Source organism: Burkholderia sp. AU32262, from assembly GCF_020419985.1.
Taxonomy (GTDB): domain Bacteria; phylum Pseudomonadota; class Gammaproteobacteria; order Burkholderiales; family Burkholderiaceae; genus Burkholderia; species Burkholderia semiarida.
Window position 1 is genome coordinate 177,466 of the sequence record NZ_JAIZRS010000002.1, and the last position, 24,795, is coordinate 202,260.

Genomic DNA, 24,795 nt, shown 5'->3' on the forward strand with positions numbered 1-24,795 from the left:
ACGCATCGTGGACCTTCACACCCTCAACACCCCGGCCGCATTGATCGACATCGGCCGCATGCACCGCAACATCGCACGCATGCAGGCGCATCTGGACGCGCTCGGCGTCCGGTTCCGGCCGCACGTCAAGACCACCAAATGCCGGCAAGTCGTCGACGCGCAGATCGCGGCGGGCGCGCAGGGCATCACGGTGTCCACGCTCAAGGAAGCCGAGCAATTCTTCGCCGACGGCATCATCGATATCGTCTATGCGGTCGGCATGGTGCCCGCCAAGCTCGGCCAGGCGCTGGCGCTGCGCCGGCAGGGCTGCGACCTGAAGATCGTCGCCGACAGCCTGCCGGCCGCGCACGCGATCGCCGCGTTCGGGCGCGAGCACGGCGAACGTTTCGACGTGTGGATCGAGGTCGACGTCGACGGGCACCGCTCCGGCATCCCGCCCGATGCCGACCTGCTGATCGACGTCGGCCGCGCGCTGACCGACGGCGGCATGCGGCTCGGCGGCGTGCTCGCGCACGCAGGCTCCAGCTACGAATACGACACGCCCGAAGCGCTGGTCGCGATCGCCGAACAGGAGCGCAGCCGCACCGTGCGCGCCGCCGAGCGCCTGCGGGCCGCGGGCTTGCCGTGCCCGGTCGTCAGCATCGGATCGACGCCCACCGCGCTGGCGGCGCAACGGCTCGACGGCGTGACCGAAGTGCGCGCCGGCGTGTACGTGATGTTCGACCTCGTGATGCACAACATCGGCGTGTGCGAACCGTCCGACATCGCGCTGTCGGTGCTGACCACCGTCGTCGGCCATCAGGAAGAGAAAGGCTGGGCGATCGTCGACGCGGGCTGGATGGCGATGAGCCGCGACCGCGGCACGCAGCGCCAGGCGCGCGATTTCGGCTACGGGCAGGTCTGCACCGAAGACGGCGAGGTGCTCGGTGGCTACCTGATGAGCGCCGCCAATCAGGAACACGGGATCGTGTCGCGAACGGGCGCGCCGGATACGGACATCGCGCAGCGGTTTCCGATCGGCACGCGGCTGCGCATTCTCCCGAATCATGCGTGCGCCACCGGCGCGCAGCATCCCGAATACCAGGCCATCGGCGGCGACGGCGCCGCGCAGACGTGGCCGCGGTTCTACGGGTGGTGAGCGTCGTCCGGCATCCATGCCGTGCCGCCCATGCATTGACTATTTGTCCACATCTGGACAAACTTTAAATACTCTTGATTCGTCTCGTGCCGAACAGGCGCCCCCGACCATGCCGACCGACGCCCGCCTTCTTCTCCTCGACCGTGATGCCGTCGAGCCCGCCCTGCAGGTCGAGCAAGTGATGGCGGCCGTCCGCGAAGCGTTCGTGCTGCACAGTCAACGGGCGGGACGCGTGTTCCCGGTCGTGCGCGAGAAGCTCCATACCGGCGGCGTGTTCGGCATCAAGTCGGGCGACGTCGCCGGTCAGGACTTGCTCGGCTTCAAGGCGGCCGGGTTCTGGCCGGGCAACCGTGCGCTGGGCGGCGAGCCGCATCAGGCCACCGTCGCGCTGTTCGATCCGGCGACGGGACGCCCGCTGTGCATCATGGACGGCAACGCGATCACCACCGCGCGCACCGGGGCCGCCGGCGGCCTCGGGTTGCAACTGCTCGCGCGCCGCGACAGCACGCGGCTCTGCGTGTTCGGCACGGGCGTGCAGGCGCGCGTGCAGCTCGACTACGCGCTCAGGCTGCTGCCGCGGCGATGCACGGTGCAGTACGTGACCGTCGGCGGCGAGCCGGACCCGGCGTTCGAAGCGCACTTCGTCGATCGATGTACGATCGGCGTGGCGCACAACCGCAACGACGCGGTGGCCGATAGCGACGTGGTGATCACGGCCACGCCGGGCGGCGGCGCGTTGTTCGACGCGGATGCCGTGCAGCCCGGCACCCACCTGACCTGCGTGGGCGCCGATACCGCGGGCAAGCGCGAACTTCCGGCGGGCGTGCTGGAACGCGCGCGCATCGTCGTGGACGATCACGAGCAGGCGCGCGGCATCGGCGAGTGCCAGTGGGCGCCAGATTTGCCGCGCACGGAAATCGGTGACATCCTCGCGGGTGCGACATCGATCGATCGTGCCGCGCACGAGATCACCGTCTTCGACATGACGGGGCTCGCGCTTCAGGATCTGACCGTCGCGCGCTTCCTGTATCGGCACGCCCTCGACCACGGCACCGGCACTGCCGTTCCGTGGCCCTGGTAAAACGACTTCCCGCTTTCAACCGCCATGCGTCTCGCCAAAGTCTCCGCCCTCTCGTTCGACCTCGACGACACCCTGTGGCCGTTCGGGCCGTCCGTCGTACGGGCCGAGGCGGCGCTTCGCGCATGGTTGATCGAGCACGCGCCGAACACCGAGCGCGTGCTGCCCACGCAACAGGCACTTGGTGCGCTACGTGACGAATACGAACGTTTGTGTCCAGAGCTTGCCGGCGACTTTCGCGCGATGCGAATCGGGTCGATCCGGCTGGCGCTGGAACGCGCGAACGAAGATGTCTCGCTGACCGATCGTGCGTACGACGTGTTCTATGCGGCGCGCAACCGCGTCGAATTCTACGAAGACGCGCTGCCGGCGCTCGCGTGGCTGAGCGAGCGCTTTCCGTTGATCGCGGTCACCAACGGCAACGCGGATCTCCGGCTGACCGGCGGCGGCGAATTCTTTCGCACGACGCTCAGTGCGCGTGAGTTCGGCTTCGCGAAGCCGGAACCCGAGATCTTCCATGCGGCGGCGGATGCGCTCGACGTACGGCCGGGCGAATTGCTGCATGTCGGCGACGATTTTCATCTCGATATCGTCGGCGCGCTGAATGCGGGGCTGCAGGCGGCGTGGGTCGTACGCGAGCCGGTTTCTGCAGGCGAATACGCGCCGGGGTACGCCGTGGCGCCGCATCTCAGGCTGCGCGACCTGTCGATGCTTTGTCGCGTGCTCGGCGGGCCTGACGACGTGTCGTAGACGTCTGTACGACGGTCGAGTAGAACAGGCGGAGCGGATCACCATCGGCCCGGATCGCCGCCAACCACGATAACAACAACGGCCGCAACTGCGGCCCTTTCACCCATCACCAAACTCGCATATTCGGAGAACAATAATCCAGAAACGATATCCATAAGCTCTAGAATTCGCTCTTCAATATTTGAATTTACGCCATCCCTCATAGATTCCAACAATTCACATACGGACTTCGAACTAAAGCCTTTCTCCCGATATTTCACGAGAATATCTCTCAGCACGTCTAAGTCGGCGCTCGCCTCCAATGCGTCGCGCAGTTCCCGGTCCAGCACGACATAAAGTTCAGCCGTCATTGCCTCACCAATTTTTCACGCGTTGAACCAAGTGCGGCTTGATAATCAGATAAAGACATACTTGTGCTTGGTTGGATCGTTCCATGCTTGGCACTATCCCGCACGCACCTCAGACTTTTCGGAAGGTTCGCTGTATTCAGCAAACAAGCACAGTCCCTTCCGGTTCCCCCTGGATTTTCGGGGCGCCTATGAGGCGGAAGATTGCGTGCTGATTCCAGAGCAACCGAAATGCCGCCAGTGCTTGGATGAACCGTTCCGTCAATGTCGACCGGGATATCTACACCAGGACGTGCGCCAAGTCCACGCGCCGTAGGTTCGGCAACCCGTCACGGAGCGTTTCATCACCATGCAGCGCAAGCGCGACATCGGTCGTTACGGACTGCAGGCCATCTATGACGAGAGCTGCGAGCCGCTGCACCTCTGGCTCAAGATCGTCGGCCGCTGGCTGATACACGACGTCGGCTTCCACGCCGGCCAGAAGCTTCACGTTCACGTTGAACACGGCAAGCTCACCATTACCGCCGCGCAAATCACCCCCGATTGCGGCTAACCACACTAACTACAAGGGCCACAACTGCGGCCCTTGGTGCTTAATGCAACCAGTCCATCGCAAGCATCAGAATTTCCTTCAAATTACTTGAACCACCATACCCAACAAATTCCTCTTTAGTAGCAGTCACACTAATCCAATCTGATTCATCACGCTCTGCATTAATATCTATCAACTTTCTCCCCGAAACACCATTTATTCTAACTTCCCATCCCGGATTGTCAATGGTAGAAATCTTCACACCGTAAGAATGCTCCCAAACATCATCGCATTGAGATGTATACCAGTGCTGCAACGCATCGATTAGATCATTCATTTGCACAACCCCTTCCGTCTTGCAAGCTCCCTTGCCACTCGCACATCCTGCTTAGTTGCCGCCGTCGTGACCTCTGTCTTTTTTGACGTAGTTATTTGGCCGTTCGGTCCGATGTTAATCGTTCGCGTCTGAACATGGGGAGTTGGAATTTTAACTTTCGTCGCCTTATCGAAGTGCGCATCACCCTGCAAATCAATATGGCCTTGCGTTGTCGGCGTAGAAAATGTTACCGAATTCCGATTAATCTGCCTAGAAAGTTCTTGCGCCATCTCGGTGGCATCCTTCGGTCCCTGAGATGCGATATCGTTGCAACTCGGCAAGCACTTCGCACATTGCTTCGACAGCCCCAGCGGATCAATCCAGCCAATTGGATTGGGTGCGTACTGCCAGACGTTCAATCCACCCTGCAACCCAATCGGGTCCTTCGAGATGAACCTGCCGCTGCCCGGATCATAGTACCGATACCGGTTATAGTGCAGCCCCGTCTCCTCGTCCCGATACTGCCCCTGGAACCGAACCGCGTTCCCCGCCTCGTTGCGCTCCGGCACCTCCCCCCACACCGTCTTCTCGCCACCCCACGCCCGATACCGCCCCAGCCACACCACCTTCCCCGAATCGTCCAGCAGTTCCTGCGGTGTCCCCAGGTGGTCATTCTGGTAGAACAGCATCGCATGCCGCGTCTTCGCCGGCACCTGCACGAACCTTCCATCCGTGCCCGTCGCCACGAACGCCGCCTCCACCAGCGTCTCGTCCAGCCGCGCCAGTGGCACGAACGTCCCCGGTTCGTGCAGGTACAGCGACGCCCCCTGCCACCGGTGCCGCTCAATGAACGTATGGACCCGCTGCGCCACCGGCACCGAGTACGGATCGGCAGGATCCTCCCGGACCATCGGCGTCGAGCGGTCCCCCACCCGCTCGCCGCGTTCCCCCGGCTCAAGCGGTGCGATATGGAACCGCTCCTCCATCAGCAGCACGTCGCCGTCCCACGTGAACACTGTCCGATCGATGTGGCCGTCCCTGCTCGTCACCTCTTTCATCCGCCGCCGGCCGAACGCGTCGTAGGTAAAGTGCACGCGCAATTCCGGCCGCACCGTGCCCGGGGTCGACGTCACGCCATGTGGCGTCCGCTCGATCCGGGCGATCTCGTTCGCCGCCGGCCACCTCGCATAGCGTTCGGCCTGCGTGAGCCGGTTCGCCGCGTCGTATTCGTACAGCCACGTCACGCCGCCCGGCTCCGTCTTGCGCACCAGATTGCCTTGCGCGTCGTGCTCGTAGCGCGTGCGGTTCAGTTCCTTCAGCACGTTGCCGATGCACTTCGGCAATGACCGCTCCCAGCCGGTCAGCGCGTCGACCTCGTCGGCAATCCGCAAGCGCCGCGCGAGCTGTTCGTCGGGCAACCGTTCGCCCGGATGGGCGTCCCACCACGCACGATCCTGCGCCATCTGCCGCTGCATCCGCGCCTTGGCCGACTCGATCGTTTCGTCGCTCGGGCGCGGCGGGATGCTGTCCGGATCCACCAGGTTGCCCGCCGGATCGAATGCGAATACCTCCTTCAGATCCCGTGTCGTCGCCTTCAGCAGACGCCCGGTCGGGTCGTACGCATACTCCGTGACGCCGCGCGTGCGATCCTCGATACGCGTCAGGTTACCGGCCGCGTCGTACTGCAACCGGCGCGTGGCCATCCAGTCCGCCAGCCGCGCACTCCCGTCACGCCGCACGGCCATGCGCTGCAATCGACCTGCCGGATCGTATTCCCGAACCTGCTCGAAGCTGCGATACCGGCGCACGATCTCACGATGCAGTTTGTCGCGCTCGAAGTCCACCAGCGGCCGGCCGTCCAGCAACACGCCGTGCAAATGGCCCGAACCGTAGCGCAGCCAGTCGATCGTGCGCGTGTTCGGCAGTTGCGTGCGGATCCGGTTGCCGAGCACGTCGTATTCGTGACGCGTCACCGTCGTGTAGGAACCGTCGCTGTCCGGGTAGATCGTCTGCTCTTCGGCGATCAGGTTATCGGCATCGTCGTAGTGCAGGTGCACACGGCTGTGATATCCCTGCGCGGTCGTTAGCCGGCCGCGGGCGTCGTAATGGAAAAGCTCGGTCACCCGGCCCCGGCCGCCCGGCCCCTTCGTCTCCCGCCGCGTCAGCCGGCCGAGCGGGTCGCGCGTGTAGGTCGTCTCGACGTCCCCGGCCTGCGAACCGATCAGTTGCCCGGCATCGTCCCATTGGTAGCGGGTCGTGCTGCCGTCGAAATCCGTCTGCTCGACGATGCGCCCCAGCCGGTCGTAGCCGAACCGCGTCCGGTCCCGGTTCTCGTTGGTCAGCGTGTCGAGCCGCCATTGCCGGTCGTATCCGTATGCCAGTTCCCGGCCTGCGGCGTCCTTGCGCCAGGTCGGCTGCCCGCGTGCATTGAACGTGTACTCGGTGACGTGGCCCGCGCCGTCGCGATACGTGCGCAGGTTGCCTTCTCCGTCCCACGTGAAGCGTTCCTCGGCGCCGTCCGGATGCACGACGCTGACGACCTGCCCTCGCGCGTCGCAGCGATAAAGCGTGTCGTGGCCCGCGGCATCGGTGACCCGCGACGGATGACCGCGCTCGTCGTAGCCGTAGCGTGTCGCGTGGCCGGAGCAGTCGGTCGCCTCCGCGAGCCGTCCACCGTGGTCATAACGGAAACGTTTTACGCCGCCCTTCGGATCGGTCAGCGACAGCAATTCGCTGCGTACGCCCCACACGTAGCGGGTCGTGCGGCCTGCCGCGTCCGTCACGGAGACCGGCCGGCCAAGCGCGTCGTAGGCCGTTTGTGTGACACGGCCATCCGGCCCGGTGACCTGGACCGGCAAACCGCGCGCGTCGTATTCGGTACGCGTGACATTGCCGAGTGCGTCGATCTCGGCCGTCAGCCGGCCGTGCGCGTCGTACTCGAAACGCTGCGTGTGACCCAGCGCGTTCCGCATGCCGACCAGACGGTGCTGGTCGTCCCATTCGTACGATTCGGTCGAGCCGTCGGGATGCTCGACCAGCACGATCCGGTTGTGGAAATCGTAGCGGTGAATCGTCGCATGGCCGCCGGCATCGGTCACCTTTGTGTACCAGTGTTCGCGGTGGTACTCGAAGTGCATGTCGTCCTGGACATGCTGGCCGTCGTTGCCGTACCACGTCCGCACGCATCGGGCGTCGGCCGTCGCGGGCATGCCTTCGCGCCGGCCCGGCCAGTCCCATGCGAGGTTCGCGGGGTGTCCGTTGAAATCCGTATAACGCGTGAGCAGGTGTTGCTCGTACGTATACGTACGCCGGAAACCGAGCATGTCGACGTGGCCGCTCAGGTCGCCGTCGGCGCTGTACGTGTAGCGCGCGAGGGCTTCGTTGGCGAGCCCCGGAACGCCTGCACGGTAGATCGCCGAGACGCGACCGTCGACGTACTCGATGCGGATCGCGTTCGCCGCGCCATCGCTGATCGTAACGAGTTCGCCGGCGGCGTTGTACGTGAAGCCGAGACCGAGGCCGTCGCGGTTGATGCGGGAAACGAGGCGGTAACGGGTCGACGCAACGCGGCCGCTCAGTTCGTATTCCTCTCGACTACCGTCCGGATAGGTCAAATGGATTCGGCGGCCATCCGGGCGTGCAATCGTGAACTGCTCGGCCGGCACCTCGACCGACTCCCCGAATCCCACCGGCGGCAACGGCACCGCGCGACTGTCCGGATCGAAGAACGTCAGCGTACCGTCCCGCTCCTCCAGCGACAGATGATACGCACTGCTCCAGCGCGCGCCGAGCGGGCTCGCATCGTAGGCCGCAAGGCTCGATCGATAGCGTCGCGTCCACACGATCGGCACGACACCGTCGAGCACGAAGTCGGTCTGCGCGAGGTGCTCGTCGCCCATTGCGTAATTGACGGGCTTCGCGCTCGCCGTCTTCGGACAGCCGCACCCGTCCTTCGGCGGCAGCGGGCTGGGCATCGCGCCTTTCTGCGTCGAATCGCGGTGCTCGCCCGGCTTGCGGTGCGGCGCGCTCATCGTACCCGGCGTGACCTGCGCGACGTGCGACGGCATCCCGCGCGCCTTGCGCGCCTTGATCTGCGCGGTGATCTGCGCGGCCATGAACAGCAAACCACCCGCTTCGTCCACGCTGCCGAACGCGCGGTCCAGCATCGGCCCCGTTTCGCGGTCGAACGCGTCGAGCCAGGCGACGATCGCATCGCGCTGGCCCGACACCTGGAGCAACTGGTCGATGCCGATGAGCGCGATCTCCTCCGTCGACGGCACCCACGACAGGAAGCCCGGGTTCTTCTTGATGCGCCCCATCTGCTCGGCCGCCGAAACAGGATCGAGCACGAAGCGGCGCACCGTGCGCGACGCTTCGCGCACCCCCGCGACGATGTCTTTCTTCCACGCGTCGAGGTACGTGTCGAGTTCCGCCATGAAGGCGAGCACGTCGCCGCCGGCCGTCGCCCAGAACAGGTCGACGAGCATCGCCGCGCCCGCACCCTTTGCAAATGCGAGCAACACTTCCTTGACGACCGCGCGCGCCGGCCGCGTCGCATTGCCCGCGGCGGGCACGACACCGATCGCATCGATCGCGAGAATACCCCAATTGAGGACCTTCGCCGTGCCGCCCGGCTCGCTGCAGATCCGGTAGATGTCGACACCGACGTCGTACAGCGACATCGCATTGCCGACGAACGGCACCATGTACAGGCACTGCACGAAGATCTCGAGGCCGGGGTTACCGACCGATTCGACGTCGGTCGCGATCAGCTTCGGCGAGGTGTCCGGTGCGGGAACCGGACTGACGATCACGCGCCGTGCTTCGGCATTCTGAAGAATCGCGTTGGGTATCGGACGCTGCGGGGTCGAGGGTGCGGTGGTTCCGGCCATAAATTGTTATCTGTTTCGAATAGGAAGCGAACACCGCGCGCGATCAGCGCGACACGGTGGTTTTGACGAGACCGGGGGCGGCGCCGGGCATCGAAGCCGCCGCGTGATTGCGTGTGGAATTCGCGACTGGCTCGCCGACAGCGTCGAGCGAGGCCCGGGCAAGCGCAGCGGCATCGCCGTTCGCGACGTTCGCCGCCCCGCCCGATGCTGCTTCCCTGACGAGCGCGGCCGCCCCGAGCGCTTGCCCGGCCGACTCCGCTACGGGAATCGCGGCCGTCATCGACGCCCCGACGAGACTCGGTACCGCGTGGCCGGCATCCCCGCTCGCCGGCGAAAATGGCGGCGTCCCTTGCGGATCGCTCCACTTGCGCGCGGTGTCCTGAAGATCGTGGTCTTCCTCGAAATACTGGACCGAGCCACCGCCGCGCGGCACATCCGCCACCGTGCCCCGGCCGTCGGCATCGAGCCGGCCTTCGCGCCACGAACCGTCCGGGAACGTCACGCGATACTTTGCGTTCCTGACCGGCTCCCCATTCGGATATGCATGCCAGAGCTTCATGCCGGTTCGCTCCTGTGCCGGCATCAGCGGCAACGCCTGCCGACGGGTCGCGGACGGCCCGGCACTCACCGGCCCACGCAACCGGATCTCGCCCGCACTGCCGATCTCCACTGCCCCGCCTTCGAGCTTGATATAGGCGCCGCCGCACATCAGCACCAGCGCCTTCTGCGCATTCAGCGTCACCGCATCCGACGTGCTCGCGATCGTCACGCCCTTCAGCGCCGTCAGTTCGAGCGCATCCGCTTGCGCCTGAACGTCGACCTTGCCCGCGCCCGCGTATAGCTTCATTCCATGCGCATTCGCATACAGCGACACCGCATTGCCCGCTGCAACCGTATAGTTGCCGCCGATCGCCGCATCGGCGTTGCCGCCCGTCGTCGTGAAAAGATGTCCGTCAGCCGCCAATTGCATGTGTTCTCCACTGGTCACGGCAACCCCGTGCGGTGCGGATGCGAGCAGCACGGCAGCCTCGAGATCACGAACCTGCGCTTCGAGCAACGCCTGCTGCGCTTCGCAGGCCGCCATCGTCGCTCGCGCCTTCTCGACCGCGTCGCTCAGACGGCGCATGCGGGATCGCGCCGCGTCGAGTTGCCGCCGCGCGACCGTCATGTCGAAAGCGTGCCCGCCCGCACTCGATTGCGCATCGGCCGACAGGAACAGTCCCTTGCCGGCGCGCAGCGCGCCGCGCTCATCGGTCCTGACCTCGAACCCTTCACCACGCGTCTGCTGTCGGCTGTCGACGAAATGCCCGAGGTTGACCTGCGTCTTTCCACCGTAATCCGTCGACAGCTTGATGCTTTCGCGCCCCTTCCGATCCTCGAAGCGAAGCTTGTTGTTCGCTCGCGTGCGAATCACGTTGCGCGTGTTGAAGCTATCCCGGCTCGTGACCAGGTCGACGGCCTGACTGTGATGGTGCGCATGCGCGATATACGGCCGGTTCGGGTTGCCGCCGGCAAATGCGACCGCGACTTCGGTATCGGCCAGCAGCGGAAAGTGGAATCCCGTCTGATGGCTGCCTGCGAAGGGCTTGGCGAGGCGCAGCGGCACACACTCGCCGCCGGCAGGCCATGTGTCGAAATCGAAATCGAAGCGCACGGTGTAACAGCCGTCGCTCGTCAGGTGCGCATACGGCGAAGCGCCCGGAGTCGTGACCCGTGCCGGCAACGTGCCCGCAATCGCAGGCCAGCGGTGCTCGTCGAGTTTCAGTCGAAACGCCCGGCCGCACGGAATCGCGTCGAACGTATTGATATACGACGCATCCCGGCCGCCCGCATGACGCACCGACACGATCACGATCCCGTGCGGCGCGTCGGCCGGTTGCTCGTCGAGCTTCGCGACAAGGCCCGGCGCGAAGTCGACAACCGAACTCTTGCCCGAATACGTGACCTGCCATGCAAGCGCCGCCTCGCGGCGCAATTGCGCTTCACGCCGGGCTTCGTCGCCGTCGGCATGGTGAGTGCCATAGACGTAGCTCGCCCCCCATGTCGTCGGATCGTCGCGTGCGATGGTCGCCTCGGCGTTGAATCGGTCGTCAGCCTTCTCGGGGTTGTAATCGGCGACCTTGATCGAACGAGGAATCGTTTCGCTTAACGATTCGAGCGAAAGCACGGCCTCGTGACCACTTTCCAGGCCGCTTGCTTCGCGGTACGGAATGACGACTTGCGGACGATACGAATAGGCATCGACATCATCGCCGAAATGCAGTTCGTCGCCATGCTGTCCCGCGCGGAAAAAACAGAATAATCCGGTTTGTTCCATCAGCAGGCGGATGTAATCCCAGTCGGACATCCGGTACTGCATGCGAAACGCAAGACGCGGATACGCGCGCCGCAGCTTGAATGAAAACTGGTGCGCGCGGAATTCGTGCCGCCTGAGGATCGATTCGACGATCTCGGGCACGGACTGTTGCTGATAAATGCGGGTCGCCTCCACGAGGCGCAAACGGGCGACGAACGGCTCGACGACGATCCTGTACGACACGAAATCGCGCGTCTTGCGGATCTGACCGAACGCGGTGATGCAGCCGGCGAATCGACGCACCACGCCCGTCGCGGCATTCGTGCCGGGGGGCTCGATCGTAAAGATGGCGGGGCGATTGAGGTAATCGGCGCGTGCGAGCGAAACCGGGCTCGTCAGCGTCACTTCGATCCGATAAGGCTCGCCCAGCCGCTCGTCGAGCACGAACGACATGATCGACAGATCCGGCGTCGCGGGTGCGCCGGGCACCTCCAGGAAATACGACTGCCGACCGGTTATCCACTGCGCGAATGCGCGTTGCGTATCTCGTCCTCGGGCCATGCTTCTCTCTCAGCAACCGCGTTTTTTCTCGGAAACTGAAGAGATAAAGGATGGCCGGGTTCTCGTCCAGCGAATGGCAACGGTCTGCAACAATGTTCGTGGCCGATCACGTCGACGTGACCGACCACCATTTCACGCCGCCTTCCTCGCCTCCGCGATCCGCTGCGGCGCCTTCGGCCGCGCATACAGCCGTTCCAGATACGCGCGCAATTGCGGGAACGGCTCGATCAGGTGGCATTCGCTCGCCCAGTCGATCAGATAGGCCGTCACGCAATCGGCCACCGTCAGCGTATCGCCGACGATGAACGCGCGCCCTTCGAGATGCGTGTCGAGAATCGCGGCCATCGTCGTGAAATCCTCGCGCGCGAGTTCGATATCGGCCGGCGAGCGCTTCTCCGGCGGATAGAGGAACGTATGCCGCGTGATCCGCCACAGCGGCTGCTCGAGCTCCGTCACCGCGAACATGATCCACCGATAGGCCTGCGCCCGCAGCGCCGGATCGACGGGCAGCAGCGCCTTCTCCGGATACTTGTCCGCGAGGTACAGCACGATCGCGGCCGATTCGGGAATCACGAGGTCGCCGTCCACCAGCACGGGCACCTTGCCGGCCGGATTGAGGCGCAGGAATTCGGGCCGCTTGTGCTCGCCCTCGAGCAGGTTGACCGACACGAATTCGAAGTCCGCATCCAGCTCCTTCAGCCCCCACAGCGCGCGTTGCGAGCGGGTGCCGGCAAATCCGTAAAGCTTCATCGCGAGTCTCCATCCAGAATGTCGTGAAAACCTCTGCATCCGGGCCGCGCGCATCGAACCTGGCGACACGCAGCGCCCGGCGTCACGCGTCGCTCATGCGCCGGGAATCGCCAGCACCGGCATTACGTCGACCGACACGCCCGGGAACAGCGTGAAATGCGGATGACCTTCGAACAGCGCGGCGGCCGCGTCGTGCGACGCCGCGCGCACGACGGTAAAGCCGGTCAACGCATTGGCCGTGTCGCGGATGCCGCCTGCATCGATGGCCTTGGTCTTGCCGAGCGGCCCGCCGAGCTCGACGATCGCGTCGCGATGCCGCTCGACCCACGCATGCCATGCGGCGATGCCGTCGCGCTCGCGCGTGCGCCGTTCTTCATCCGGCAGCGCGAGCCATGCCTTCATCGCCGGGCTATCCTGGGCCCCGAGAAATACGGCGAGATACAACTGTTGTTGCGCACTCATGCCTTCCCCTCCGATGACGGACACGGCGGGTTGCCGCGCCTCGATCTTGACAAGATAGGTTGATATCAACACAATTGCAACATGGCACGAAAAGAAAAGCTTCCCTTCGAGACGACGCTGATGGTGCGCGATTGCTGCCTGTGCCTGCACATGCAGCGCGCGGCGCGCAATCTGGCGCGCATCTTCGACGATGTGCTGCGCCCGCTCGACCTTACCAACGGCCAGTTTTCGCTGCTGATGTCGTTGAACCGGCCGCAACCGGCCTCGATGAAATCGGTCGCGTCGCTGCTCGCGATGGACCGCACCACGCTCACCGCGGCGCTCAAGCCGCTCGAGCGGCGCGGCCTCGTCACGATCGTGCAGGATCCGGACGATCGGCGCAGCCGCCTGCTCGAACTGACGCCGGCCGGGCACGACCTGCTGGCCGAAGCGTTCCCGCTGTGGCGGCAGACGCATGCCGAGATCGAGCGGCCGTTCGCGCCCGGCGAAGTCGACCAGCTGCGCGGCCAGTTGCGCACGCTGTCGATCGATCCGGCTTCGCGCGGCTGAGCCGGCGCGCCGATCGCCGCGCGGCGCTCATGCCTACTTCCTGCCACGCGCTGTCAGCAGACATTGCCGGCCCGCGTCGCACCGCCCGATTCGGTGGCAATATCGCTCGGCACGACAACCGATCCGGTATTCACAAGGAGACGAGCATGGGCAACAACGAGAAAGGCGCGACTTTCCGGTCGCTTCACCGCGCAGGCCAGCCGCTGGTGCTGTTCAACGTGTGGGACGCCGGCAGTGCGCGCACGGCGGCCGATGCCGGCGCCGTCGCGCTGGCCACCGGCAGTTGGTCGGTCGCGGCAGCCAACGGCTTCGTCGACGGCGAGCAGATGCCGCGCGCGCTGATGATGGACGTGCTGGAGCGGATCACGCGCGCGACGGCGCTACCCGTCACCGTCGACCTCGAAAGCGGCTACGGCGAGCGGCCGGAGGATGTCGCCGAAACGATCGCGCTCAGCATCCGGGCCGGCGCGATCGGCTGCAATCTCGAAGACAGTTTTCCGGCGACGGGCGAACTGCGCGACGCCGACGAAGCGGCGGCCCGTCTCGCGGCAGCCCGGCAGGCGGCCGATCGCGCCGGCGCCGACTACTTCATCAACGCGCGCACCGACGTGTTCTTCAAGGCGTCAGCCGATACGCACGACGAACGATTGCTCGACGCGACGCTGGCACGTGCGCGCGCTTATGCGGCGGCCGGCGCCGACGGCCTGTTCGTGCCGGGCCTGCGCGCGCCGGCGCTCATTCGCGCGCTGACGGCCGCGTCGCCGCTGCCGGTGAACGTGATGCGCGTGTCGGAAACGCCGACGCTCGCGGAGCTCGCCGATTACGGCGTGGCGCGCATCAGCCACGGGCCGTATCCGTATCTGCAGGCGATGAAGACGCTGGCGGCGCTGGTCAGGCAAGGCGGCTGACGGATCCGCGGGGTGGCGCGGCACGCCCGCTCCCGCGCTTCGGCCGTCGCGCCGCTTGCTGCAGCGCGTGCATCGCGCATCGGCCGGCCCCATGAGCGGCGGCGGCACGCGGCCCGCTGGGCGCGCACGCGCCTGGCGCGGTCGAACGCTCAGGATGCCTTGATGAAATCGATGAACGCGCGTAGCGCCGGCGGCACCAGACGCCGCCCGGGATAATACAGAAAGGGCCCCGAAAACGGCCGCCACCACGGTTCGAGCACGGGTTCGAGCGCGCCGCTGTCGAGATGCGGACGCAGCCAGTCTTCGAACAGATGCACGATGCCCGTCCCGGCGATCGCCGCGTCGACCAGCAGCTCCGTCGCCCCGCCGATCTGGACCAGCAGCGGCCCGGCGCCCGGCTCGACCCGCACGACCTCGCCGTCGCGCTCGAACTCCCACGGCGGCATCGCGCCGCTCGCGAAGCGCCCGCGCAGGCACCGATGGGCGAGCAGGTCGCGAGGATGCCGCGGCCGGCCGTGCCGGTCGAGATAGCCGGGCGCCGCCGCGGTCGCGAACCGCTGGATGCGCGGGCCGATCGGCACCGCGATCATGTCCTGTTCGAGCCGTTCGTCGTAGCGGATGCCCGCGTCGCATCCGGCCGCGAGCACGTCGACGAAATTTTCGTCGGCAGTCACTTCCAGCCGGATGTCCGGATACGCATCGAGAAAGCGCGGCACGATCGCCGGCAACACGAGCCGCGACGCGCTGACCGGCACGTTGAGTTTCAGCGTGCCGGCCGGTCGGCCGCGGAATTCATCGATACCGTCGAGCGCCGCCGCCACTTCGGTCAGTGCGGGCTCGAGACGCGCGAGCAGGCGCTCGCCGGCCTCGGTGGGCACGACGCTGCGCGTCGTGCGGTGCAGCAGCCGCACGCCGAGCCGCGCTTCCAGCCGGCGCACGGCTTCGCTCAGCCCCGACGCGCTGAGGCCCGTCATGCGCGCGGCGTCGCGGAATCCGCTCGCGCGTGCGACGGCCATGAATGCGTTCAGATCGCCCAGATCGGTTTGCATTGTTCGCCTTTTCGTACAACCCGTGCGAATTATGCCCGCTTATCGCGCAGCCGACTCGTCCTTATGCTGAACGCATTCATCTCTTCGACAGGAGTAAGGTCATGCCCGATATTCGCCACATCGCCACCTTCAGGCTCGGCGATCGCCCCGTCAGACGAATCGGCTACGGCGCGATGCAGCTTGCGGGCCCCGGTGTATTCGGCCCGCCGAAAGATCGCGAAGCCGCATTGAACGTGTTGCGCGAAGCCGTCGCATCCGGCGTCGACCATCTCGACACCAGCGACTTCTACGGCCCGCACGTGACGAACCGGCTGATTCGCGACGCGTTGCATCCGTATCGCGACGATCTCGTGATCGTCACCAAGATCGGCGCGCGCCGCGGCGACGACGCGTCGTGGCTGCCCGCCTTCGCGCCCGACGAACTCGAACGGGCCGTGCACGACAACCTGCGCAACCTCGGGCTCGACGTGCTCGACGTCGTGAACCTGCGCATCATGTTCGACACACACGGGCCGGCCGAAGGATCGATCGAGGCGCCGCTGGCCACGCTCGCCGAGCTGCAGCGGCGCGGGCTCGTGCGGCACATCGGCCTGAGCAACGTCACGCCCGCGCAGGTCGCCCAAGGTCGGCGGATCTGCGACATCGTGTGCGTGCAAAACCACTACAACATCGCGCACCGCGGCGACGATGCGCTGATCGACACGCTCGCCCGCGACGGCATTGCCTACGTGCCGTACTTTCCGCTCGGCGGCTTCTCGCCGCTGCAGTCGTCGACGCTGTCCGGCGTGGCCGCCCGCATCGGCGCGACGCCGATGCAGGTCGCGCTTGCATGGCTGCTGCGCCGCGCGCCGAATGTCCTGCTGATTCCGGGCACGTCGTCGGTCGCGCACCTGCGCGAGAATCTCGCGGCAGCCGACCTCGATCTGCCGGCCGACGCGCTCGCGGAACTCGACCGCATCGCGGGCGCCGACGCCGCGTGACGCGCGGATAATCCGCCTGGCAGCCCGTGCAACGCGGGCCGCCACGCCGGTCAGGACGCGGCCACGCCGACGCGCTTCGGCACGCCGGTGACGATCGTCGCGACCGCCACCGCCAGCACGATCGCCGCGCCGACGAACACGCCCGCCGCGCCGTTCGCGTCGAACACGACGCCGCCGGCCGCGGCGCCCGTCGCGATCGCGAGCTGGATCGCCGCGACGATCAGCCCGCCCGCGCTCTCGGCCTCGTCGGGCACGGTGCGCGTGACCCACGTCGACCACGCGACCGGCACGCCGCCGAACGCCATCCCCCACAACGCGACCAGCACCGCGTCGATCATCGGCGCACGGCCGAGCGCGACGAGCGCGATGCCGAGCACGACCATCAACGCGGGCATGCCGATCAGCATCGGCCGCAGCCGGTGTTCGAGCACGCGGCCCGCGAGCGACGTGCCGACGAAGTTCGCGATGCCGTAGCCGAGCAGGATCGCCGACAGCCCGTTCACGCCGACGCCCGCCACCTGTTCGAGGAACGGCCGCAGATACGTGAAGAACGCGAAATGGCCGGTGAACACGAGGATCGTCGCGAACATCCCGAGGCCGACGGTCGGCCGGCGCAGCACGTCGATCAGCGTGCGCAGCCGCGTCGTGCCGCTCGGCGGCATCGACGGCAGCGTGAGAAGCTGCGACACGAACGCGATGCCGCCGAGCACGGCCGCGATCAGGAACACGTTGCGCCAGCCGATCAGGTGACCGAAGTAGCTGCCCATCGGCGCGGACGCGATGGTCGCGACCGCCACGCCGCTGAAGATGATCGACAGCGCGCGGGGCACCATCGCCGTCGGCACGAGCCGCATCGCGGTGGCGGTGGCCATCGTCCAGAAGCCGCCGAGCGCGATGCCGAGCACGACGCGGCCGAACAGCAGCACGCCCAGGTTCGGCGCGAACGCGACGGCGAGGTTCGACGCCACGAGCAGCACCGAAAACACGAGCAGCACGCGCCGCCGGTCGATCGTGCGCGTGAGCGCCGAGATCAGCAGGCTCGTGACGAGCGCGACCGTGGCGGTGGCCGTGACGGCCTGCCCGGCCACGCCTTCGGTCACGCCGAGGCTCTCGGCCATCGGCGTGAGCAGGCTCGCCGGCAGAAATTCGGCCGTGACGAGCCCGAACACGCCGAGCGCCATCGCGAATACCGCGCCCCAGGCCGGTTCGCGGGGGGCCGCCGTCGAGGCGGCCGAGGAGATTCCGGGATTCATGCGGGATTCCGTGTCGGTTAGGGAAAGTACTGATGAGGGCGTATCGTAAGGAACAGCGGCAGGACGGTCTATGACATACAATCCGTTCCTGTTGATCGATCGTCCGTATCTCACGATGTCCGAACCCCTTCTGCCGCCGATTCCCGATGCGCACGACCTCGTCAGCGAGTTGCTGCTGGGGATGCGCCTGAGCGGCGTCCAGTACCGCCGCATCCAGGTCGCGCGGCCGTTCGGGCTGAATTTCGGCCATGCGCCGGGCCGCGCGCAATTCCATTTCGTCGTGCGCGGGCCCGTGCTGCTGCGCGACGCGTCGGGCGAGACGATGCGGCTCGAGGCCGGCGACGCGATCCTGTTGCCGCACGGCGGCATGCATGCGCTGGTGTCCGATCCGGATGTGCCGTGCCGCGAGATCAACGGCTTCGAGGCCAGGAAGATATGCGATACGGTCGCGTCGGTGGCGTCGGCCGGCGTGTCGCCGGCCACCTGCGCGACGACGGAACCCGGCGCCGGCGATGCGCTGATCTTCAGCGCGTGCATGGAACTCGACCTCGGCGGCATGCAGCCGCTCGTCGGCACGATGCCCGCGTTCATGCACGTGGGCACGCTGCTCGCGCGCTACCCGGAAATCCGGCCGATGCTCGACGCGATGGAGCGCGAGGCGTGCACGGCGCGCGCGGGCTTCGCGGGCATCCTCGCGCGGCTCGCGGACGTGGTCGCGGCGTTCATCGTGCGCGGCTGGGTCGAGTGCGGATGCGGCGATGCGACCGGCTGGGTGCAGGCGCTGCGCGAGCCGAAGCTCGGCCGCGCGATCGTCGCGCTGCATCGCGACCCGGGCCGCAACTGGAGCGTCGCGGAGCTCGCGACCGAAGCGGGCGTGTCGCGCTCGGTGTTCGCCGAGCGTTTTCTGGCGGCCACCGGGATGACGCCCGTGCGCTACCTGACCGAGCTGCGGATGCGGCTCGCCGCGCAATGGATCGCACGCGACCGCGAGACGATCGAAGCGGTCGCGTACCGGCTCGGCTACGGTTCGCTCGCCGCGTTCAGCCGCGCGTTCAAGCGCGTGGTCGGCAAGCCGCCGGGCGCCGTGCGCGCGGACGGCAACGTGCACGCCGAAGCGTAGCGCGCCGACGCGCGGCGCCGGTGGCGGCGGCGGTGGCCCGCGAGCATCACTTCAACGCGTCGAGCCGGTCGACCAGCGCCGTCGCGCACTGCACCGCGAGCGCCGCGCACTGCTCCGCGTCGACTGCCGCGCCGGTCGCGACCGTGCCCTGCACGATCCTGCCCAACAATTCCTTCGAGAGTTCGGCGATCTCGTGATCCCGTTCCGTCATGATGTCCTCCTGCGCGTCGGCGATTCCGGTGATTCGCCCGTTCGGAGCGAATGCCGTGCCCGCGCCGCTCAACGCTGCTTCGCCCGCACGACGATCTGCGCCTGCGTGTCGCGCTCGATGCGCTCGAGCGACGCGCGCAGCGCCGTGAATTCGGCCGGCGTACAGACCTGCCGGCCGAAATCGGCGTTCATCCGCCGCGTGACCTGCACGACCCGCGCGGCCGCATCGAACACGTAATGCGACGTGAAGTCGACGAAGCGGTCGTGCACGGCCGTATCGGCCGGCAGGTCGGTCACGGCGACGCCCGCCGGCAGCGCGATCTGGCCGCTCTCGTCGAACGTGCCGCCGAGGCAACCCCACGGCTGCGTGCGCACGGGCTCGGCCAGCCACGTCTCGACCTGTGTCGCGATGCCGCCCGTGATGCTCGACAGCGCGGGCAACGCGGTCGTGCCGTCGGGCCACACGAAATGATCGAGCGTGCCGGTAATCGTCACGTCGAACGGGCCTGTCGACACGCGCCGGTCGCTGGTCGACAGTTGCGCGCGGCCGCGCAGGCCGCTTTGCCGCAGGCGCTCGTTCGCGAGTTGCGCGATGCGCTCGCGCGACGCGCGGCGAAACAGGTTGCGTTCGAGCTCGGCCGCCCAGCCGTCGTCCTCGACATAGGCCTGAACGCGCGCGGCGCCGGGCTGCGCGGCATCGATCGCGATCCGCGCGATGCGGCCGCGCGGCTGCGTGGCCGGCGTGCGCGACAGCACGCCCGTATCGACCAGCAGCGCGGGGCGGTCCATCACGATCGGCGGCAGGTAGCCGAACGCGATGCCGGCCGTCGTCGTATCCGCGTAGAGGCCGAGATCGGGCAGCCACGTGATCGCATGATTGATCGCGCCGGCGCCGTAGCCGGGCACCGACGGCAGCGTGTACACGGCGCCGAGATTGATCAGCACCGGTTCGCTGCGAATGCCGACCGCCGCGAGCAACGCGCCGAACAGCGCGACGTGATCCTTGCAGTCGCCGTAGCGGTTGCGCAGGATGTCGGCGACGCGATGCGGCGCGGCGGCCGTTTCACCGAGAAACAGCCCGACGTAGCGCACGTTCGCCTGCACCCAGTCGTACAGGATGCGTGCCTTGTCGCGCGGATCGGCGGCATCCGCCGTGAGCGCACGCGCCAGTTGCACGACGGCCGGATCGTTCGCGCCCGGATCGACGGCCGCGTTGCGGTAGCGCGCGGCGAACGCCGCGTAGTCGGGCAGCGTCGACACGACGAGCCGGTCGCCGTAGGTCGGGTAGCCGACCGCGCCGCTCTCGATGCGATCGTACGCACCGTGCCGGTAGTCGAATGCGTAGCGCGTGCGGCCGTTCGCCGTGACGGGCGGCAGCGCGACGTAGCCGCGCGCATCCGCATACAGCGGCATGTCGGCCGGCACGTCGAAGTTCAGCCGCTGGTTGTCGACCGGCTCGCGCGACGGCTCGACGGTGTAGCCGAAATAGCCGCGATTGACGGGCTTCGTGCGGGTCTTGCGGAACGCGACGCGCGTGCTCGACCCGGCTTCGACGCCGGGGAACACGACGGTGCGCAGCAGCCCGTCCTGGAACGTCGGCGCGCCGGCCGAGCGCGGCTCCTGCACGTCGCGGATGCCGTTCGCGCCGACCGGGTGCGCGACGCCGTCGCGGTCGATCGTCTCGGCCGCGAGCAACTCCACCTTCTCGAGATTCTTGTCGAACCACACGTAGCGCTGCGCGACCGCGTCGATGCCGTTCGCGTCATTCGCGCGCAGCGTCGAATCGTCGTGCTCGTCGAGCGAGCCGTCGCGCTGGATCACGAATTCGTGGACGTCGCTGACGAGCGTGACGGGCGCCGTATCGCCCGCGTCGCGAGCATCGCGCGTGTCGTGTGAGTCGCGCGTATCGGCCGCGGCCGCCCCAGCGCCGAACGCCATGGCGCACGCGAGCAGGCAGCCGGTCCATCGGGAAGGAAAACGCACCACGTCGAAGCTCCCGCGCGTTCGTTGCCGGGCGTCAGCACCGCGCGCCGGCACGGCAGCCCGACCCGCATGACGCGCGCATGACGGCCGCCCGCGCCACCCTCACGCGTGGCCGTCGTGCGACCCAGTGTGGGCGACGTGCCGGCGAGCGTCAAGCCGCGCCATCGGGAAGCAGACATCATGCGGAGCAACACCGATTTCAAAATCGGCGACCTCGTGATTGCGTTCGCATGGCTGCGCGTGATCCCGTTCGGCCTCTTGCCGACGGCGCGGCATCTCGAACGGCGGCACCCGACACCGATCGGCGCCGCACGGTCATGCGCGCTGCGCGATCGCTCACGGCGAATCGGCGGGCCGCCACGCCGATCGGCCCGACCCGCAACCGTCGATCGGCGTCCCGACGTCATATTCGGCGCGCAAGCGACCGGCGACGCCGGCCGCCTCGTCGCCGGCGCGCCGCTCCGCTCGCGCCGCCTTCCCCCGCCGACCTCGGCCCCTCATCCCCATCCGCCGCCCCCCGCCCCGTCGCGCGGACGCGATCCGCACCGGCGTCCCGCTCGTGCGTTGTTCCCCGCATTTCGACATTTGTGCGCGCGCAACAATGGCGATGCCTCGCGCCTGGCGCCCGGCGGGCAACCCGATTCCCGCAGGGCGCCGGGCGCGATGGTCTTCAAAAACCACATCTCACGAGGACATACCATGCAACTCCAATCCCATCCGGCGTGCCGCCCGTTTTACGAAGCCGGCGAACTCTCGCAACTGACGGCCTTCTACGAAGAAGGCCGTAACGTCATGTGGATGATGCTGCGATCGGAGCCGCGGCCGTGTTTCAACCAGCAACTCGTCACCGACATCATCCATCTCGCGCGCGTCGCACGCGACTCGGGCCTCACGTTCGACTTCTGGGTGACGGGCTCGCTCGTCCCCGAGCTGTTCAACGTCGGCGGCGACCTGAGCTTCTTCGTCGACGCGATCCGCAGCGGCCGGCGCGATCAGTTGATGGCCTACGCGCGCTCGTGCATCGACGGCGTGTACGAGATCTACACCGGCTTCGGCACCGGTGCGATCTCGATCGCGATGGTCGAGGGCAGCGCGCTCGGCGGCGGCTTCGAGGCCGCGCTCGCGCATCACTACGTGCTCGCGCAGAAGGGCGTGAAACTCGGGTTCCCGGAGATCGCGTTCAACCTGTTCCCGGGCATGGGCGGCTATTCGCTCGTGGCGCGCAAGGCGAACCGCGGCCTCGCGGAATCGCTGATCGCGACCGGCGAGGCGCATGCGGCCGAGTGGTACGAAGACCAGGGGCTGATCGACGAGACGTTCGACGCCGGTGACGCGTATCTGGCGACGCGCACCTTCATCGACGTGACCAAGCCCAAGCTGAACGGCGTCCGCGCGATGCTGCGCGCGCGCGAACGCGTATTCCAGTTGTCGCGCTCGGAGCTGATGGACATCACGGAAGCGTGGGTGCATGCGGCGTTCACGATCGAGCCGAAGGATCTCGCGTACATGGAACGCCTGGTGATGCTGCAGAACCGGCGCGTGTCGAAGCTGCGCACGGTGTAATGCGACGGCGCCGCCGGCCGTCGGCGGCGCCTTTTTCCGGAACGAAGCTCAGGCGATCAGCCTGAGCTTTCTCGTCTCCGCGAGCCACGCCTCGAACGCCTGCGCCGGCATCGGCCGCGCGTAGTAGTAGCCCTGCGCGTGATCGACGTCGAGCTGCTTGAGGAATTCGGCCTCCGCATGCGTTTCGACGCCTTCGGCGATCACCGCGAAATTCAGCGCCTTCGCGAGCGACACGACGGAGCGCACCAGCGCCTGCGAGCGCGGATTGCGGTCGATGGCCGTGATGAAGGTGCGGTCGAGCTTGATCGCGTCGAGCGGCAGGCGCGACAACTGCGGCAGCGACGAATAGCCGGTGCCGAAATCGTCGAGGTGGATTTCCGCGCCGAGCTGGCGGAACTGCCGCATCAGCCCGATCGCCGCTTCTTCGTCCTCGATGAAGCTGCTCTCGGTGAGCTCGATGTCGACGAGGCTCGGCTTGAGCCCCGCGCCGTCGAGAATCGATGCGAACTGGTGCACGATGTTCATGTCCTGCAACTGCCGCGCGGACACGTTCACCGCGATCCGGATGCCGAGCCCCTTGGCCTTCCACGCGGCGGCCTGCGCGGCCGCGGTGCGCATCACCCAGCGTCCGAGCGGCGCGATCAGCCCCGACTCTTCCGCGAAACGGATGAACTCGACCGGCGCGACGAGCCCGCGATCGGGCGACTGCCAGCGGATCAGCGCCTCGACGCCGTGCACGTCGCCCGTCGCGATGTCGACGACCGGCTGGTAGTGCAGCACGAACTGCTCTTCCTCGAGCGCCTTGCGCAGGTTCGTGTCGAGCCACATGTACTTCGCGACCTTCTGGTTCATCTCCAGCGAGAACACGCGGTACGTATGCTTGCCTTCTTCCTTCGCGACGTACATCGCGGTATCGGCGCTGCGGATCAGCGTCTCGAGCGAATCGCCGTGCTGCGGATACATCGCGATGCCGATCGAGCAGCTCGTGTAGACCTCCACCAGCCCGAGGTGGATCGGCGTGCGCAGCCGCTCGAGGATGATCTGCGCGGTCGCCTCGAGCAGCGGCCGCGTGCCGTGCTCGAACAGCACCAGGAACTCGTCGCCGCCGAGCCGCGCGAGCGTCGCGCCGGACGGCAGGCAGCCGCCGATGACCGCGGACACGTCCTGCAGCAGCCGGTCGCCGGTGATGTGCCCGTAGTGATCGTTGACGCGCTTGAAGTTGTCGAGATCGAGGAACAGGATGCCGACCTGGCCGCGCGTATTGGCGTCTTCCTCCGCGATCGCCGCGTGGATGCGCTCGCTGATCGCATGGCGGTTCGGCAGCCCGGTGAGCACGTCGGTGTTCGCGAGCTCGGTGAGCCGCTGCTGCGCGTTGCGCTCCTCGGTGATGTCGATGCCCGAGCAGATCAGGAACTGCTCGTCGACGCCGCTGCCGCTCTGCACGAACTTGTTGCGGAACTGGAACAGGCGCGGCCCGTTGACCGTGTTGATGTAGCGCTCGACCGCGAACGACTGGTTGCTCGCGAAGAAGCCCGTGATGTTGCTGCGCGACTGCGCGCCCTGCTCCGGGCTCATGAACAGCTCGAACGCGCTGCGGCCGATCACGTCGACCTCGCGCTTGCCGGTCACTTCCTCGCACAGGCGGTTGAAGCGCTGCACCATCCCGTTGCGGTCGAGGATCACGACGAGCGAATTCACCTCCGACACCACCTGCTCGGCGAACGCGAGCCCGTGCGACAGATCGCCGGCGACGGATTCGGTATCGGAATAGGCGGACGCCGTGCCGGCCCAGTCGACCGTGTTGACCTTCCTGCCGACGAGATGGAGGCTGACCGGACTGCCGTACAGCACGATGTCGAGCACGAGGTGCGACGTGACGCCGGTCAGCGCGCGGATGCGCGCGGCCTGCTCGGCCGTCAGCGCGACCGCGACGTTGGTCAGGCCGCGCACCGCGGCGAGTTCGAGCGCGTTGCTGTCGCTGCCGAGACGCCAGCAGGGGCTGCGCGTACCGACATGCGCCTCGAGCACCGCGCTATCGTTTTCGTCATCCATGGACAC

20 protein-coding genes are annotated in these 24,795 nt (G+C 67.0%); 9 read left to right on the forward strand and 11 right to left on the reverse strand.

The genetic code is table 11. The annotated features are described in order from the left end of the window. The first annotated feature begins 7 nt into the window (after positions 1–7). The 3 genes from LGN10_RS02445 to LGN10_RS02455 all read left to right on the forward strand — a co-directional run bounded on the left by LGN10_RS02445 (position 8) and on the right by LGN10_RS02455 (position 2,966). Positions 8–1,138 carry a DSD1 family PLP-dependent enzyme gene (locus tag LGN10_RS02445; protein ID WP_226221560.1) on the forward strand — a complete coding sequence of 377 codons (1,131 nt, stop codon included), beginning with the start codon at positions 8–10 and terminating at the stop codon, positions 1,136–1,138. A 109-nt stretch (positions 1,139–1,247) separates the two neighbouring features. Beyond that, complete coding sequence (locus LGN10_RS02450) at positions 1,248–2,219, forward strand: ornithine cyclodeaminase family protein (protein ID WP_104013022.1); 972 nt, start codon at positions 1,248–1,250, stop codon at positions 2,217–2,219. Positions 2,220–2,243: 24 nt separating this feature from the next. Further along, entirely contained in the window at positions 2,244–2,966 is a 723-nt protein-coding gene (locus LGN10_RS02455; protein WP_104013023.1) for an HAD family hydrolase, read from the forward strand. A 38-nt stretch (positions 2,967–3,004) separates the two neighbouring features. Here the strand turns inward: LGN10_RS02455 and LGN10_RS02460 are convergent, their stop codons facing one another. Beyond that, a complete protein-coding gene (locus LGN10_RS02460) occupies positions 3,005–3,316 on the reverse strand; it encodes a hypothetical protein (RefSeq protein WP_226221561.1) in 312 nt (103 codons plus the stop codon). A 346-nt stretch (positions 3,317–3,662) separates the two neighbouring features. Here LGN10_RS02460 and LGN10_RS02465 point away from each other — a divergent pair, with 346 nt between their 5' ends. Further along, the gene (locus tag LGN10_RS02465; protein WP_099317098.1) at positions 3,663–3,866 is read left to right on the forward strand and encodes a SymE family type I addiction module toxin; all 204 of its coding nucleotides are present in this window, start codon (positions 3,663–3,665) and stop codon (positions 3,864–3,866) included. Positions 3,867–3,906: 40 nt separating this feature from the next. On the opposite strand, the gene LGN10_RS02470 is transcribed toward LGN10_RS02465, so the two are convergent. The 5 genes from LGN10_RS02470 to LGN10_RS02490 all read right to left on the reverse strand — a co-directional run bounded on the left by LGN10_RS02470 (position 3,907) and on the right by LGN10_RS02490 (position 13,122). After that, positions 3,907–4,182 carry an Imm53 family immunity protein gene (locus LGN10_RS02470; protein WP_099317097.1) on the reverse strand — a complete coding sequence of 92 codons (276 nt, stop codon included), beginning with the start codon at positions 4,180–4,182 and terminating at the stop codon, positions 3,907–3,909. After that, positions 4,179–9,053, reverse strand: coding sequence for an RHS repeat-associated core domain-containing protein (locus LGN10_RS02475; RefSeq protein WP_264163046.1), 4,875 nt, complete (start codon positions 9,051–9,053; stop codon positions 4,179–4,181). Before LGN10_RS02475 ends, LGN10_RS02470 begins: the two co-directional genes overlap by 4 nt. A 43-nt stretch (positions 9,054–9,096) precedes the next feature. Continuing rightward, positions 9,097–11,910, reverse strand: coding sequence for a type VI secretion system Vgr family protein (locus LGN10_RS02480; RefSeq protein WP_226221564.1), 2,814 nt, complete (start codon positions 11,908–11,910; stop codon positions 9,097–9,099). A gap of 132 nt (positions 11,911–12,042) precedes the next feature. Continuing rightward, positions 12,043–12,660 (reverse strand): glutathione S-transferase family protein, encoded by a 618-nt coding sequence (locus LGN10_RS02485; RefSeq protein ID WP_059580010.1) that lies wholly within the window; start codon positions 12,658–12,660, stop codon positions 12,043–12,045. A gap of 93 nt (positions 12,661–12,753) precedes the next feature. Continuing rightward, positions 12,754–13,122: a hypothetical protein gene (locus tag LGN10_RS02490; RefSeq protein WP_226221566.1), complete on the reverse strand. Its 369-nt coding sequence runs from the start codon at positions 13,120–13,122 to the stop codon at positions 12,754–12,756. An 81-nt stretch (positions 13,123–13,203) separates the two neighbouring features. On the opposite strand from LGN10_RS02490, the gene LGN10_RS02495 reads away from it, so the two are divergent. Both LGN10_RS02495 and LGN10_RS02500 read left to right on the forward strand, forming a co-directional pair. Then, positions 13,204–13,671 carry a MarR family winged helix-turn-helix transcriptional regulator gene (locus LGN10_RS02495; RefSeq protein ID WP_059580006.1) on the forward strand — a complete coding sequence of 156 codons (468 nt, stop codon included), beginning with the start codon at positions 13,204–13,206 and terminating at the stop codon, positions 13,669–13,671. Positions 13,672–13,817: 146 nt separating this feature from the next. Beyond that, on the forward strand, positions 13,818–14,579 hold the full coding sequence (locus LGN10_RS02500; RefSeq protein ID WP_059580004.1) for an isocitrate lyase/PEP mutase family protein: 762 nt from the start codon (positions 13,818–13,820) through the stop codon (positions 14,577–14,579). 149 nt (positions 14,580–14,728) lie between these two features. Here LGN10_RS02500 and LGN10_RS02505 read toward each other — a convergent pair whose 3' ends face one another. Beyond that, entirely contained in the window at positions 14,729–15,628 is a 900-nt protein-coding gene (locus LGN10_RS02505; protein WP_226221568.1) for a LysR family transcriptional regulator, read from the reverse strand. 101 nt (positions 15,629–15,729) lie between these two features. Between LGN10_RS02505 and LGN10_RS02510 the strand changes: the two genes are divergently transcribed. Continuing rightward, positions 15,730–16,608, forward strand: coding sequence for an aldo/keto reductase family oxidoreductase (locus tag LGN10_RS02510; protein WP_124657360.1), 879 nt, complete (start codon positions 15,730–15,732; stop codon positions 16,606–16,608). 50 nt (positions 16,609–16,658) lie between these two features. On the opposite strand, the gene LGN10_RS02515 is transcribed toward LGN10_RS02510, so the two are convergent. Continuing rightward, complete coding sequence (locus LGN10_RS02515; RefSeq protein ID WP_226221570.1) at positions 16,659–17,861, reverse strand: MFS transporter; 1,203 nt, start codon at positions 17,859–17,861, stop codon at positions 16,659–16,661. 70 nt (positions 17,862–17,931) lie between these two features. On the opposite strand from LGN10_RS02515, the gene LGN10_RS02520 reads away from it, so the two are divergent. Further along, positions 17,932–18,981, forward strand: a complete 1,050-nt coding sequence (locus LGN10_RS02520; protein ID WP_226221572.1) for an AraC family transcriptional regulator — start codon at positions 17,932–17,934, stop codon at positions 18,979–18,981. Positions 18,982–19,027: 46 nt separating this feature from the next. Here the strand turns inward: LGN10_RS02520 and LGN10_RS02525 are convergent, their stop codons facing one another. Together LGN10_RS02525 and LGN10_RS02530 are read right to left on the reverse strand one after the other, a co-directional pair. Next, entirely contained in the window at positions 19,028–19,192 is a 165-nt protein-coding gene (locus LGN10_RS02525; protein WP_185722985.1) for a hypothetical protein, read from the reverse strand. Positions 19,193–19,260: 68 nt separating this feature from the next. Beyond that, entirely contained in the window at positions 19,261–21,177 is a 1,917-nt protein-coding gene (locus LGN10_RS02530) for a DUF3857 domain-containing protein (RefSeq protein WP_226221574.1), read from the reverse strand. 696 nt (positions 21,178–21,873) lie between these two features. Here LGN10_RS02530 and LGN10_RS02535 point away from each other — a divergent pair. Continuing rightward, positions 21,874–22,737 carry a crotonase/enoyl-CoA hydratase family protein gene (locus tag LGN10_RS02535; RefSeq protein ID WP_059640373.1) on the forward strand — a complete coding sequence of 288 codons (864 nt, stop codon included), beginning with the start codon at positions 21,874–21,876 and terminating at the stop codon, positions 22,735–22,737. Positions 22,738–22,785: 48 nt separating this feature from the next. Here the strand turns inward: LGN10_RS02535 and pdeR are convergent, their stop codons facing one another. Then, positions 22,786–24,789 (reverse strand): cyclic di-GMP phosphodiesterase, encoded by a 2,004-nt coding sequence (pdeR, locus tag LGN10_RS02540; RefSeq protein WP_226221576.1) that lies wholly within the window; start codon positions 24,787–24,789, stop codon positions 22,786–22,788. Positions 24,790–24,795 lie beyond the last annotated feature (6 nt).

Coding starts and splice junctions, on each gene's coding strand:
- LGN10_RS02450 (WP_104013022.1), top strand. CDS start 1,248: ATGCCGACCGACGCCCGCCTTCTTCTCCTCGACCGTGATGCCGTCGAG.
- LGN10_RS02455 (WP_104013023.1), top strand. CDS start 2,244: ATGCGTCTCGCCAAAGTCTCCGCCCTCTCGTTCGACCTCGACGACACC.
- LGN10_RS02460 (WP_226221561.1), bottom strand. CDS start 3,316: ATGACGGCTGAACTTTATGTCGTGCTGGACCGGGAACTGCGCGACGCA.
- LGN10_RS02465 (WP_099317098.1), top strand. CDS start 3,663: ATGCAGCGCAAGCGCGACATCGGTCGTTACGGACTGCAGGCCATCTAT.
- LGN10_RS02470 (WP_099317097.1), bottom strand. CDS start 4,182: ATGAATGATCTAATCGATGCGTTGCAGCACTGGTATACATCTCAATGC.
- LGN10_RS02475 (WP_264163046.1), bottom strand. CDS start 9,053: ATGGCCGGAACCACCGCACCCTCGACCCCGCAGCGTCCGATACCCAAC.
- LGN10_RS02480 (WP_226221564.1), bottom strand. CDS start 11,910: ATGGCCCGAGGACGAGATACGCAACGCGCATTCGCGCAGTGGATAACC.
- LGN10_RS02485 (WP_059580010.1), bottom strand. CDS start 12,660: ATGAAGCTTTACGGATTTGCCGGCACCCGCTCGCAACGCGCGCTGTGG.
- LGN10_RS02490 (WP_226221566.1), bottom strand. CDS start 13,122: ATGAGTGCGCAACAACAGTTGTATCTCGCCGTATTTCTCGGGGCCCAG.
- LGN10_RS02495 (WP_059580006.1), top strand. CDS start 13,204: ATGGCACGAAAAGAAAAGCTTCCCTTCGAGACGACGCTGATGGTGCGC.
- LGN10_RS02500 (WP_059580004.1), top strand. CDS start 13,818: ATGGGCAACAACGAGAAAGGCGCGACTTTCCGGTCGCTTCACCGCGCA.
- LGN10_RS02505 (WP_226221568.1), bottom strand. CDS start 15,628: ATGCAAACCGATCTGGGCGATCTGAACGCATTCATGGCCGTCGCACGC.
- LGN10_RS02510 (WP_124657360.1), top strand. CDS start 15,730: ATGCCCGATATTCGCCACATCGCCACCTTCAGGCTCGGCGATCGCCCC.
- LGN10_RS02515 (WP_226221570.1), bottom strand. CDS start 17,861: ATGAATCCCGGAATCTCCTCGGCCGCCTCGACGGCGGCCCCCCGCGAA.
- LGN10_RS02520 (WP_226221572.1), top strand. CDS start 17,932: ATGACATACAATCCGTTCCTGTTGATCGATCGTCCGTATCTCACGATG.
- LGN10_RS02525 (WP_185722985.1), bottom strand. CDS start 19,192: ATGACGGAACGGGATCACGAGATCGCCGAACTCTCGAAGGAATTGTTG.
- LGN10_RS02535 (WP_059640373.1), top strand. CDS start 21,874: ATGCAACTCCAATCCCATCCGGCGTGCCGCCCGTTTTACGAAGCCGGC.
- pdeR (WP_226221576.1), bottom strand. CDS start 24,789: ATGGATGACGAAAACGATAGCGCGGTGCTCGAGGCGCATGTCGGTACG.